Source organism: Pseudothioglobus sp. nBUS_23, from assembly GCF_051201565.1.
Classification (GTDB): Bacteria; Pseudomonadota; Gammaproteobacteria; order PS1; family Pseudothioglobaceae; genus Pseudothioglobus.
The window spans coordinates 1,470,225-1,482,969 of sequence record NZ_CP179200.1; the positions used below are offsets into that span (position 1 = coordinate 1,470,225).

Annotated in this window: 10 protein-coding genes; 3 read left to right on the forward strand and 7 right to left on the reverse strand. The window is 38.6% G+C overall.

The features are described 5' to 3' along the window. The 7 genes from lon to ACMAZA_RS07540 all read right to left on the reverse strand — a co-directional run bounded on the left by lon (position 1) and on the right by ACMAZA_RS07540 (position 9,679). A complete protein-coding gene (gene lon, locus ACMAZA_RS07510) occupies positions 1–2,340 on the reverse strand; it encodes an endopeptidase La (protein WP_435188373.1) in 2,340 nt (779 codons plus the stop codon). Beyond that, on the reverse strand, positions 2,304–3,635 hold the full coding sequence (gene hflX, locus ACMAZA_RS07515) for a ribosome rescue GTPase HflX (protein ID WP_435188375.1): 1,332 nt from the start codon (positions 3,633–3,635) through the stop codon (positions 2,304–2,306). Before hflX ends, lon begins: the two co-directional genes overlap by 37 nt. 35 nt (positions 3,636–3,670) lie before the next feature. Next, complete coding sequence (gene clpX, locus ACMAZA_RS07520) at positions 3,671–4,936, reverse strand: ATP-dependent Clp protease ATP-binding subunit ClpX (RefSeq protein WP_435188377.1); 1,266 nt, start codon at positions 4,934–4,936, stop codon at positions 3,671–3,673. A 12-nt stretch (positions 4,937–4,948) separates the two neighbouring features. Further along, positions 4,949–5,545, reverse strand: coding sequence for an ATP-dependent Clp endopeptidase proteolytic subunit ClpP (gene clpP, locus ACMAZA_RS07525; protein WP_435188379.1), 597 nt, complete (start codon positions 5,543–5,545; stop codon positions 4,949–4,951). Position 5,546: 1 nt separating this feature from the next. Continuing rightward, the gene (tig, locus tag ACMAZA_RS07530; RefSeq protein ID WP_435188381.1) at positions 5,547–6,845 is read right to left on the reverse strand and encodes a trigger factor; all 1,299 of its coding nucleotides are present in this window, start codon (positions 6,843–6,845) and stop codon (positions 5,547–5,549) included. A gap of 103 nt (positions 6,846–6,948) precedes the next feature. Beyond that, complete coding sequence (locus tag ACMAZA_RS07535) at positions 6,949–8,058, reverse strand: mandelate racemase/muconate lactonizing enzyme family protein (protein ID WP_435188383.1); 1,110 nt, start codon at positions 8,056–8,058, stop codon at positions 6,949–6,951. Beyond that, complete coding sequence (locus tag ACMAZA_RS07540) at positions 8,039–9,679, reverse strand: GMC family oxidoreductase (RefSeq protein ID WP_435188385.1); 1,641 nt, start codon at positions 9,677–9,679, stop codon at positions 8,039–8,041. Before ACMAZA_RS07540 ends, ACMAZA_RS07535 begins: the two co-directional genes overlap by 20 nt. 103 nt (positions 9,680–9,782) lie before the next feature. On the opposite strand from ACMAZA_RS07540, the gene ACMAZA_RS07545 reads away from it, so the two are divergent. The 3 genes from ACMAZA_RS07545 to ACMAZA_RS07555 all read left to right on the forward strand — a co-directional run bounded on the left by ACMAZA_RS07545 (position 9,783) and on the right by ACMAZA_RS07555 (position 12,745). After that, entirely contained in the window at positions 9,783–10,517 is a 735-nt protein-coding gene (locus ACMAZA_RS07545; protein WP_435188387.1) for a sulfite exporter TauE/SafE family protein, read from the forward strand. 148 nt (positions 10,518–10,665) lie between these two features. Then, positions 10,666–11,682 (forward strand): glycine betaine ABC transporter substrate-binding protein, encoded by a 1,017-nt coding sequence (locus tag ACMAZA_RS07550; RefSeq protein ID WP_435188389.1) that lies wholly within the window; start codon positions 10,666–10,668, stop codon positions 11,680–11,682. A 160-nt stretch (positions 11,683–11,842) separates the two neighbouring features. Continuing rightward, positions 11,843–12,745 carry an ABC transporter permease gene (locus ACMAZA_RS07555; protein WP_435190491.1) on the forward strand — a complete coding sequence of 301 codons (903 nt, stop codon included), beginning with the start codon at positions 11,843–11,845 and terminating at the stop codon, positions 12,743–12,745.

Genomic DNA, 12,745 nt, shown 5'->3' on the forward strand with positions numbered 1-12,745 from the left:
TTATTCTTTTTCAAGAGCAATATCTAGAACCTGATCAATCCATTTAACTTTAATAATCTCAAGCTTACTTTTAATTTTTTCAGGAACTTCAGATAATTCTCGTTCGTTATCTTCAGGAATAATCACGGTTTTAATACCGCCTCTCATTGCTGCAAGAAGCTTTTCTTTGAGCCCTCCGATTGGTGTGATTTCACCTCGAAGCGTTATCTCTCCGGTCATTGCAACAGCAGCTTTTACTTTTCTGCCTGTTAGAACTGAAACTAAAGCGGTGCACATTGCAGCACCAGCGCTAGGACCATCTTTTGGAGTGGAGCCATCAGGAACATGGATATGAATGTCCAACTTTTCATGAAAATCATTAGAGATTCCTAGGGAGTCGGCCCTCAATCTAGTAACAGACATAGCTGCTTGGATAGACTCCTTCATAACATCACCAAGCTGTCCAGTGTAATTTAGCTTACCTTTTCCTTTGTAGGAAGAAGCCTCAATAGTTAACAAATCTCCACCAACTGATGTCCAAGCTAAACCAGTAACCTCTCCGATTTGGTTATGCTCCTCGGCAAGCCCAAATCTGAATTTCTTCATTCCTAAGAATTTGGGAAGGCTTTTCGAGTTAATAATTGCTTTTGTTTTGCGTTTTTTCAAAGTGACATCTTTAATCACTTTTCTGCAAATACTTCCAATCTCTCGGTCAAGGTTTCTTACACCTGCTTCACGAGTGTAATAGCGAATAATATCCATAATTGCAGAATCTTTAAAAACTATTTCAGAGCTCTTAATCCCATTATTTTTCATTTGCTTAGCAATTAAGTGTCTTTTGGCAATCTCAAGCTTCTCATCTTCAGTGTAGCCAGAGAGCTGAATTATTTCCATTCTATCTATCAAGGCTTCAGGAAGATTCAAGGAGTTTGCAGTTGCTACAAACATTACTTGAGATAAATCATAGTCAACCTCTAAGTAGTGGTCATTAAATGTATGATTTTGCTCTGGGTCCAATACCTCTAACATAGCTGAGCTTGGGTCACCTCTAAAATCTGAAGCCATTTTGTCTATCTCATCAAGCAAAAATAATGGATTTTTAACATTGACCTTCTGCATTTTTTGAACAATAGAGCCAGGCATCGCGCCAATATAAGTTCTTCTATGGCCTCGGATTTCTGCCTCATCTCTGACACCGCCAAGAGCCATTCTGACATACTTGCGATTGACGGATTTTGCAATCGACTCTCCCAAGGAAGTTTTACCAACTCCCGGAGGACCAACCAAACACAATATGTTTGCCTTGTTGTGAGTCACTCTGCTCTGAACAGCAAGATGCTCCATAATTCTTTCTTTGACCTTATCTAACCCATAGTGATCTTCATCAAGAATCTTTTGGGCTCTCACTAAGTCCTTATTTGTTTTTGTTTTTTTACTCCATGGGACAGAGCATAGATTTTCAATATAAGTTCTTATGATTGATGCATCGGATGACTGAGAAGACATTCTTTGGAGTTTATTCAGCTCACTTTGTGCTTTGTTTTTTGCCTCTTTAGGCATCTTTGCCTTATTGATATTATTTTGGAGCTCCTCAATTTCATTTTCGTCATCCAGCGTTCCAAGCTCCTTTTGAATGGACTTCATTTGTTCATTCAAATAATAATCTCTCTGGTTAGACTCCATTTGCTTGCGAACCCTATTTTGAATCTTTTGTTCAGCACCTAGAACATCTAGCTCGCCCTCAAGTATAGAAAGAATAGCCTCAAGGCGATCTTTTGCAAGCCCACTCTCAAGAAGACTTTGCTTCTCTTCAACCTTAAGACTTAAATTTGCAATAATGACATCACTGAATCTCTCAATATCAGTTATTTCTTTAAGAACCTTGTAAACCTCTTCAGGAATTTTTTTACTTAGTTTGATATATTTTTCAAAATTTTCTAAGGCCAGACGCATCATTGCCTTAATCTCAGTATCGTCATCAAAGCTAAGGGTACAATCACTTAGGACAACCTCGGTATACTCGCCTAAATCAACAAACTCTTCAATTTTGCCTCGCTTAACTCCTTCAACCAAAACCTTTATCGTTCCATCTGGCAACTTCAGTAGCTGGAGGATTGTAGCAAGTGTACCAACTTTATGCAGCTCGTCGTTGGTTGGCTCTTCTATAGTTTCGTCTTTTTGCGTTGCCAAGAATACATTTTTATCTGCTTCCATGGCTTGAGTAATAGCCTTTACTGAGGACTTTCTCCCGATGAATAGAGGAATAACTGTATGGGGGAAAACTACAACATCTCTCAGCGGGAGAAGAGGTATTGATTGCTTAACTATGCCGTTTGACTCTGCTGGGAATTCTGCTTCCATAATAATGAAACACCTTGCTTATCTAATAATCTTTCTAGATAGTGACTCGTAACGTTAATTTCAAGTAGCCATTGGCCAAATTCATTCATTATTTCCTTTTTTATAAACCCCACTCTGTGGATTTCACTTCTGATGTAAGCTGACTGAACATCTAGCTTAATGCTTGCAAAAGTCATCATCCCACTTAGACTTTGTGAGAGCGCCTCATATAGAAGATCAATTCCTTCACCTGTATGCGCTGAAAGCCATACACGATAGATGTTACCTTCATTGTCTTTATCTATTCTTGGCTGAAAATCATTGATACCATCGATCTTATTCATAACGATGATTCTCGGAATTTCTTCAGCATCAATTTGTTCTATAATTTCCTCAACTTGCTCAATTTTATCTCTACTATTTGGGTCGGAAGCATCAACGACATGAAGAAGCACATTAGCCTGGCGCGTTTCCTCCAAAGTTGATTTGAAAGCTTCTATGAGTTCATGGGGCAAGTCTTGAATAAATCCAACTGTATCAGCAATAACTGCCTCTCCAGATGCTGGCAACATAACTCTTCTGATTGTAGAATCTAACGTAGCAAACAACTTATCATCAGCATAAACCTGGGCTTTAGTTAATAGATTAAATAGAGTCGACTTTCCAGCATTGGTATAACCTGCAAGAGAAATCATAGGTAGCTGATTTTTGACTCTTGATTTTCGTCCTAGATCGTGCTGTTTATGGACTTTCGAGAGGCGCTTATTGATATTTTTAATTCTCAATGAGATTAACCGTTTATCAGTTTCTAACTGCGTTTCGCCAGGCCCTCGAAGCCCAATACCACCTTTTTGTCTTTCTAAGTGTGTCCAACCTCTGACAAGTCGTGTTGAAAGATGCTTTAATTGGGCTAGTTCAACTTGTAGCTTTCCTTCAAATGAGCTCGCTCTTAATGCAAAGATATCAAGAATAAGGCCAGTTCTATCCATCACTTGGCACTTTAATGCTTTTTCTAAGTTTCGTTCTTGGGATGGAGACAACTGTAGTGAGAAAATTACAAGCTCAATTTCATTTTCACTAACAAGTGATGCAAGCTCATCAACTTTACCTGTCCCAATAAAAAACTGCGCCTTTGTAAAGCTTCTTTTGATTGTTAATGTTTCAACAATATTTAAACCAGATGATTCAGCAAGTTGCTGAAATTCATCTACGCTACCATTTGAATGGCTACCTGAAGTGAGTTCAATGTGAACAAGGATTGTTCGTTCACCTTGACCAACTGCATCTTTCTGGCGGTCAAACAAATCCGTAGACATATTTAAAGTTTAATCATATAAGAGCTAAAAAATCTTCAACTTGCTTTTCGAATATTAGTTTTCTTGCTATTTGACTCATGAAGAATGACAGGCTGCTTTAAACCTTCGACGACCGCTTTATCTATAACAACCTCCTTTACAGAAGAAGCAGATGGTATTTCGTACATTGTTTCAAGAAGCAAATCCTCCATGATTGCTCTGAGGCCTCTTGCACCAGTTTTTCTTTTGAGCGCCAATCTAGCAATTGCAACTAGAGCATTTTTTCTGATAGAAAGCTTAACGCCCTCAATTGCAAAAAATTGTTGAAACTGTTTAACGACTGAATTTTTTGGCTTGGTTAGAATCTCTATCAAAGCCTCTTCATCAAGCTCATCAAGTGAAGTATGGACAGCTAAACGACCAACCAGTTCAGGAATAAGTCCAAACTTTATTAAATCGTCAGGCTCCAAGAATTTGTAAAGTTCAGTCAAAGTCTTTTTATCACCCTCATCTTTGACATTGGCAGAAAAGCCTATTCCAGTAGCTTTTTCTACACGCCTATCAATAACCTTTCCGAGTCCATCAAATGCTCCGCCACAAATAAATAAGATTTTAGATGTATCCACATCGATGGTTTCCTGATTGGGATGTTTTCTTCCGCCCTGAGGAGGAACTGAAGCTATAGTGCCCTCAATTAATTTAAGCATGGCCTGTTGAACACCTTCCCCAGAAACATCTCTTGTAATTGATGGTGAGTCTGAACGACGTGAGATTTTATCAATTTCATCAATAAATATGATGCCTTGTTCTGCCCTTTCTGGATCAAAATCACACTTCGATAGCAGACTCTTGATTACATTTTCTACGTCATCTCCTACATAACCAGCTTCCGTTAATGTTGTTGCATCTGCCACCGCAAAAGGCACGTCTAAAAATCTTGCCAAAGATTGAGCCAAGAGAGTTTTTCCGCTTCCAGTAGGACCTATTAGTAATATATTGGATTTATCAAGTTCGACATCATTTGATACGTAATTAGATTTAAGCCTTTTATAGTGATTGTATACTGCAACGGATAAAACCTTTTTAGCATGAGACTGGCCAATGACATACTCATTAAGTGAGTTAAATAAATCTTTAGGTGTGTAATTCCAATCCTGATGTTGATCTTTTTTGTCCTTAATAGATTGCTCTTGAATTAGGTTATAGCAAGAGTCAATACATTCGTCACAAATATAGACACCAGGACCAGCTATGAGACGAGAAACCTCATCCTTATTTTTAGAACAGAATGAACAACTTAGATCTTCAGTGTTTTGATCCATTAGTTTACTTTATTAACGTTTATTAATAACTTTATCAATGAGTCCATATTTAGCAGATTCAGAAGCAGACATAAAATTATCACGATCTGTATCTTTTTGAATATTTTTTAAACTTTGACCTGTATGCTCTTTAAGAATTGAATTCAGATTATCTCTCACCTTAAGAATTTCTTGAGCATGAATATCAATATCACTAGCCTGCCCAGAAAATCCACCTAAAGGCTGATGAATCATGCATCTTGCGTGGGGCAGAGCAAACCTTTTGCCCTTTGCGCCAGCAGTAAGAAGTAACGCACCCATACTCGCAGCTTGTCCGATACATAAAGTTGATATATCAGGCTTGATGAACTGCATTGTATCGTATATAGCCAAACCAGCAGTAACTGAGCCTCCTGGAGAATTAATGTATAGGTGAATATCTTTGTCTGGATTCTCAGATTCCAAGAATAGTAGCTGAGCCACAACCACATTTGCAGTGTAATCCTCAACAGGCCCAACAAGAAAAACTACGCGTTCTTTTAAAAGTCTTGAATAGATATCGTAAGCTCTCTCACCTCTGCCTGAGCTTTCAACAACCATTGGAATTTGATTTAAATTTTGAATTGTCATATTAATTTTGAGTATTCATTATTTCTAAAAAGTTTTTTTCAGTTGAGGTAACTTTTGCCTCATCCGCAATATGCTTTGCTACAAGATCTTCCACAACTATTGACTCAATATTGGCCAAACGTGAAGGGTCAGTGTTGTACCAATCGATCATCTGCTGAGCACTCTCGCCATATTGAAGCGACATTTCATTTAGTTTAGCATCAACTAAGTCTTTCTCAGCCGTTATTTCTGAATCAGTTGCAATTTTATTAATCAGTAAGCCAAGCTTTACCCTTCTTGCAGCTTCCTCATTAAACATCTCTACAGGAAGTTTACCTTTTGAAGGCATTCCTTGCTGCTCCATGCGTGACTCCATATCTTGCTGAAGTCTTAAAGCCTCTGAAGAAACACTCCCCTCAGGCACCTCAAAATCATTTGCCTCTAGTAGAGCTGAAAAAGCAGTATCTTTATTTTGCTGGACAAGTCGTGATTCCAACTCCATTTTCATTTGGCTAGTCATTCTTGTCTTCATTGTTTCAAAGTCTTTTTCACCAAATTTCTTAGCAAACTCGTCATCCCTTTTGAGCTCAATAGGGGATCCAACTTCATTGACCTTAACTTTAAAAACAGCCTCTCTACCAGCTAAATTCTCAACGTGATAGTCTTCTGGAAATGTTGCATTAACCTCAACTGTTTTACCTGGAGCAATATCAATAAGGCCTTTTTCAAAGCCATCGATCATTGTGCCTCTTCCTAATACAATTTCAAATCCTTCGGCAGCTCCGCCCTCAAAAGATTCACCATCCATGAGTCCTTCAAAGTCTATAACTAATCGATCTCCTTCTTTTGATTTACGCTTAACGCTCTTATATTCAGTTGACCTGTCTTGAAGATCTTGCAACGCACGCTCTTCATCCTCTTCAGTCACTTTTGAGGTTACCTGGTCAATTTTTAGACTGGACAAAGTGTTTACTTTAATCTCAGGATAGACTTCAAATTCTATTGTGTAAATTAAACTCTCAGAATTTTCAGTATCAACATTTGTGAGTGAAGGCTGCGCTGCTGGAACTACGTCCGCATCCTTTAGAGCATCCTCAAGGGTCTCACTAACCATTTCAGTTGCAGCATCTGATTTAGCACTTGCCCCAAATCTTTGGCGCAGAATATTTGCAGGAATTTTGCCTTTTCTAAAGCCATCAATACGAACCTTAGTTGCTAGACTCTTGATAATTTTTTCTGTCTTGTCGTTGAACGTGTCTACTGGTAATTCAACTGTAAGGGATCTTTTAAGCCCGTCGAGTGTGTTGAGTGATGTCTTCATCTATTTCTAAATCCGTAACATGTTAAAAAAAGGCAAATTATACAGTATTTTAGTGCTCAAAAAAAAGTGCACTTAAGACGTGGAAATATGTGTGTACGGTATTTTAGAAGCGAGAGCCAGCAAAGCTGACTTGATGTTTTGAACAAGATAGCCAATCCTGATTTATTTCAATTCCCCAGCCTGGTTTATGAGAGATCTCTAAGTTACCTTTCGCAATCTTAAAATCTGGAGTAAAAATATTGTCCTGCCAAGGATAATAATCAAGACCCTCAATAGAGAATTCTAGGTACTTTCCTGGATTTTTAATTGATCCCATAATGTGTGCTGAAAACAGCGTCACTAGAGAGAGATTGGCAGCATGAAGAGTGACTGGAATCTTCTTTTTTTCAGCCATTTTAGCAACCTCTAATGTTCTAGTAATGCCTCCTAAATAACAGACATCGGGTTGGATAATATCAACAACCCCAGTATCTATCATATGCCTCCAAACCCTCATGTCATTATCCTGCTCACCGCCACTAACATCAATATCAAGCGCGTCAGAAACTTCACTCGTCCAGTCTGGCTTCCAATAGGGACATGGCTCTTCAAAATGACTGACACCATAGTCCTGGAGCATGTGCCCCACCTCAATTGCTTTTTTTGGAGTATAAGCACTGTTGGCATCGACAAGCAAGGTCGCTTTGTCTCCTAAAACTTTCCTAACCTCTTTGACAACTGATTCAGTTCGACCTGGCCATTGGTCTTCATCATGACCGCACTCTTTACCAATTCTGAACTTAAACGCATTGTAGCCATGCTTTTCTTTCAACTCAAGAAGCCTCTGAGCCTCAGCTTCAGGGGAAATCTCACGCTGCATACTAGAGGCATAGACTGGAATTGAACTAGGACTCCCACCAATAAGTTGACAGACACTTTTTTTTGCTCTTTTACCTTTAATATCCCATAGCGCAGTGTCTACGCCGCTTAGCGCCCTATACAGATAAGTGCCTGGAAACTTGTGCTCCCTCTCCAAAACCTCTCTGTTGACTTCTGAGATGTCACGCCCACTCATTCCCAAAACATGGGGAGCAACTTGTAGATGAAGAACCTGAGCAGTTATCTCACTATTATAGGTTGAAGTTTGCCCCCAACCTTCGTCACCCTCATCAGTTCTTAATCGAACTAATCCAACGTATTCGTTAGTAAATGTTTCAATACTGACTATCTTCATTCTTTCCTTTTTGGTCCTTCAAAATAAGATCGGATGCTTTTTCACCAACCATAATAGTTGCCGCATTAATATTACCACAGACTAAGCTCGGAAATATTGACGCATCCGCAACTCTCAAACCTTCAATACCGTAGACTTTAAGATTACTATCAACAACATTACTTTTTGGATCATGGCCCATTCTACAAGTACTTGATGGATGAAATACAGTCCAAACGGTATCCTTAATGTGCTGAATCATTTGCTCATCTGTCTGGCACTGAGGACCTGGTCGAAACTCCTCTCCAATTACTGGTCTAAAGCTTTCAGTTCTGACTAGCTTTCTTAAAATCTTAACACCCTCTAATAAGTCTTTGACATCACTCTCATTGGAGAGATAGTTGGGCTTGATGATGGGTGGACTTGATGGGTCACTACTTCTAAGATGCACGCTGCCCCTGGATCTCGGACTACAATTTGAAATTCCAAGAAGCATTGCTGAAAATGGATCCGGACTCATCATTGCACGCTTATCTGGAGACTCCAACGAGTAACTGACTGGCGAAAAATAAAGCTGGATGTTTGGTTTTTTAAGATTATCGCTTGTGCGAATGAATCCACCAGACTGGTTGACACTGAGACTGAGAGGACCCCTCCTTGAAAATATATATCGAAGCCCCTGATAAATCTTACCAAGAACCGGTCTTAACTGGTCATTCAAAGTAGGCACCTTACTTTTATAAAAATAGCTAACACCGAGATGATCCTGAAGATTTTCTCCAACTGCAGGACTATCATAAACTAATGGAACCGACACTTGCTCTAAGATTTTTTTTGGTCCGACTCCAGAGAGCTGAAGGAGTTGTGGAGAGTTAATAGATCCGGCGCTCAATATCACTTCACGCGATGCTAGCAACTCATGAGTCTTACCTGATTTTAAGTATTTGACTCCGTAAGCCTTTTTGTCTCTAATGAGCACCTTAGTTACAAGGGCTTTCTTTAAAACAGTGAGATTAGAGCGATGATTTATTGGCCACAAGTAGGCTCTTGAGGAAGACATTCGCTGCCCCTTGTGAGTTGTGATCTGGTAATTTCCCACGCCCTCCTGTTTCTCACCATTCATATCAGGATTTAATTTCATACCAATCTCTTGAGCGGCAGATAAAAAATTATCACAAAGAGGATGTAACTGTTTTGACACTTCAGAGACCTTTAAAGGTCCATCTCCACCTCTAAAATTATCAGCGCCATTTTGCCAAGACTCCATTTTCTTGAAATAGGGCAATACCTCTTTATATGACCAACCTGGATTTCCAGCTTCTGACCATTCATCAAAATCCTTTGGATTTCCTCTAACATAGACCATCGCATTGATTGAACTAGAGCCGCCCATCACCTTTCCTCTTGGCCAATAACTTGGCTTATTGTCAGCATCTGGACTGGGCTCAGTCATATACATCCAGTTAACCGTTTTTTGATGATAGGTAACGCCATACCCAATTGGCATCTGAATAAAGAATCGACGATCTGATCCACCAGCCTCTATGAGTAGAACTTTATTTGCAGGATCTTCACTAAGCCTATTTGCTAAAACAGAGCCTGCAGAGCCTGCACCAACGATAATATAATCGTAATCTTTCATTTGATAAATATTAGTGCCTTCGATGATTAATTTATAGAAATCAAAAAAATAATACCAAAATAATCTATAAACTTGGAGCCATCCAATAAACTAATTTAATACCTTGACTTCAGATCCAGTAATTTTTCAATTTATATTGCTTTTTGGCGCATTCTTTGCAGGTATTGTCCAAGGTGCAACTGGGTTTGGCAGTGGAATTGTTCTCAACGCTTTTTGGCTTCATATTCTTGAACCATCAGCTGCAATTTCACTAAATATTGTCTCCTGTTTATTTGTCTCTGCTCTTCCAATCTATAAGCTCCGTAAAACTTTAGACTTTTCTAAACTCAAACCATTTGTAATTTTTGGTATTCTTGGAATACCGACCGGATTATTCATATTAACTTTAACTGACCCAACAATCTTCAAGACCACTGTCGGGGTTATATTGGTACTCTTCTCAATCTGGAAATTTAGAAGTAAAAACATTTTTATAAACTTTAAAAGCAGTCCACCACTTGATAAATTGATTGGCTTTATCAGCGGGGTATTGGGTGGATTTGCTGCACTAGGAGGAATTCTGCCAACAATCTGGGTTAATATTCAAAGGCTTCCAAAAAATACCCAACGCGGCACATATGAACCCTTCATATTTATAACAAGCATAGCAGCTGTTGTCAGTTTTTATTTTGCTGGATTTTTGAATTTGGATATTTTTAATTATTTTATTAAGGTTTTACCAGCATTGATTATAGGATCTCTGATTGGAGTCAAGATTTATTCATTTATAAACGAAGACTTATTTAAAAAGGTAATTCTCGGACTTATTTTTCTTGCAGGATTGGTATTATTATTTTAATCAATCAAATAATTGCAAATAATTGAAAAAAGTATACAAAAAGATAGTAACTTTCTAAAAATAGTATTTCAATATCACGTGAATTAAGTTAAACTTTAATTAATCCACTTTTTTTTAGTGGATTTATTTTTAAAACTAAGGAGAGAAAATGAAACTAATAAATAAATTATTAGCAGTAACAGCTATTTCTGTCAGCCTTATGCCTAGTGTTGTAAGTGCGGACTGTGGAAAAGCTAGACTAGCTGATTTTGACTGGAGTAGTGCTAATATTCATACTGCTATTGCTGGTTTTATCTTAGAGCATGGTTATGGGTGTGACGTTTCTGTAACAAAAGGAAGCACAACACCAATTATGGCAGCTCACTATGATGGGCAACTAGATGTTGTAACTGAGCTATGGTACGACAATATTAAAGATACTTATGATAGCCATGAAGCTGCAGGAACAGTAAGAAACTTAGGAATTAACACTCCGGACTCACAACAAGCATTCTATGTTGATAGAGCGACTGCTGAGAAGTACAACCTTACAAATGTTTTAGACATGAATAGCCCAGAAATTGCTGCTCTGTTCAGTGATCCTGAAAACCCATCAATGGGTAGAATGACAAGTTGTATTGGCGGCTGGACTTGCTACACAATTAACCTTGTTAAGCAAAAAGCTTATGGATTAGATAAATACTACACTAACTTTGATCCGGGTTCAGGTGGAGCTCTTGATGCTGCAATTGCTGGTGCATTTGCTAAAAAGCAGCCAATCTTTACATACTACTGGGCACCAACAGGTTTAATGGGTAAAGTTGATCTAGTAAGATTAGCAGAGCCACCATTTAACGCTGAGTGCTGGGCATCAATGCAAGTCGTTGTTGAAGATATCAAGGCTAACGGCACAGATGCATGGAAGCCAACATGTGGAGTTGAGTACAGAGACATGTCTTTAGACAAGTCAGTGCTTGCCTCATGGGCTGATGCTCATCCAGCTGAAACTGCATTCATCGAAGCTTACAGCATACCAACTGCGCAAGTGAACAGATTACTTGCATTCTATGAAGATGAGTCAGATGGTGATATGGAGCTAACTGCAATGGAGTATCTTGCAAATGATGATACATGGAAATCATGGGTTCCAGCAGACGTCGCTGCTAAGGTATCCGCAGCTCTATAAGTTTGTATCAATATAAAAAAAGAGCTCACTCGTGGGCTCTTTTTTTCATAGAAAAACTAAAATGATAAAAAAATTCCTCACCTACTATACGTTCCCTATAATTTTTGTTTGGCTTTTAGTTGTTAGTTACAACTCATCGAAAAGAAAGCCTGATAGCGTTATGGAACTTATTACTGATCCTAGTTGGCTTTATGATTGGCCAAAATGGTTAGATATTCCTTTAATGAAATGGATCAATGATGGCTTCAAGGTTTTCAATGAAAAGTATGGTATTTACTTTGAAGTAATCAATGACTTTCTTCTTGGCGCAATCTTATCACTCAAGAAATTCTTGATTGTTTTGCCTTGGCCACTAGTCATAGCCCTAGTTGTTGCAATTGTTTTCTTCTCAAGTGGAAGAAAGCTTGGGACAACAGTTTTTGTAGGAATCTGTACATTTTTTATTGGTTTTCTTCATCCCAAATTTTGGGATAAGGCGATTGAAACAACTTCAATCATGATTATTGGAATATTAATTTGTATTATTATTGGCATTCCCTTAGGTATTGCAATGGCAAGAAATAACAAACTGCGAAATGCAATACTACCTGTTCTCGATTTAATGCAAACAATCCCCAGCTTTTGCTATCTTATTCCGGGGATTATGCTCTTTGGACTTGGTGCGGTTCCAGCGATTATTGCGACCGTAATTTATGCAGTACCGCCACTAGTTCGTCTAACAGACTTAGGAATCACTTTGGTAGACACAGAGGTCATTGAAGCAGCTGAAGCGTTTGGCGCCAGTAAAAAACAAAAATTATTGGGTGTCCAGCTTCCATTAGCTCTACCAAATATCATGCAGGGAATTAACCAATGCACGATGATGGCATTGGCTATGGTTGTAATTGCATCTATGATTGGAACGAGGGGTCTCGGCGATGAAGTTTTACTCGGACTTCAGCAGCTAAACGTTGGAAAAGCAACGGAGGCTGGACTTGCAATAGTTCTTCTAGCAATTGTACTGGATAGAATTACTCAGGCCTACGGTAAAAAGATTCAAGATAGAAACAAACCACCAAAATAA

Coding starts and splice junctions, on each gene's coding strand:
- clpP (WP_435188379.1), bottom strand. CDS start 5,545: ATGACAATTCAAAATTTAAATCAAATTCCAATGGTTGTTGAAAGCTCA.
- ACMAZA_RS07550 (WP_435188389.1), top strand. CDS start 10,666: ATGAAACTAATAAATAAATTATTAGCAGTAACAGCTATTTCTGTCAGC.
- clpX (WP_435188377.1), bottom strand. CDS start 4,936: ATGGATCAAAACACTGAAGATCTAAGTTGTTCATTCTGTTCTAAAAAT.
- hflX (WP_435188375.1), bottom strand. CDS start 3,635: ATGTCTACGGATTTGTTTGACCGCCAGAAAGATGCAGTTGGTCAAGGT.
- ACMAZA_RS07555 (WP_435190491.1), top strand. CDS start 11,843: ATGGAACTTATTACTGATCCTAGTTGGCTTTATGATTGGCCAAAATGG.
- ACMAZA_RS07540 (WP_435188385.1), bottom strand. CDS start 9,679: ATGAAAGATTACGATTATATTATCGTTGGTGCAGGCTCTGCAGGCTCT.
- ACMAZA_RS07535 (WP_435188383.1), bottom strand. CDS start 8,058: ATGAAGATAGTCAGTATTGAAACATTTACTAACGAATACGTTGGATTA.
- lon (WP_435188373.1), bottom strand. CDS start 2,340: ATGGAAGCAGAATTCCCAGCAGAGTCAAACGGCATAGTTAAGCAATCA.
- tig (WP_435188381.1), bottom strand. CDS start 6,845: ATGAAGACATCACTCAACACACTCGACGGGCTTAAAAGATCCCTTACA.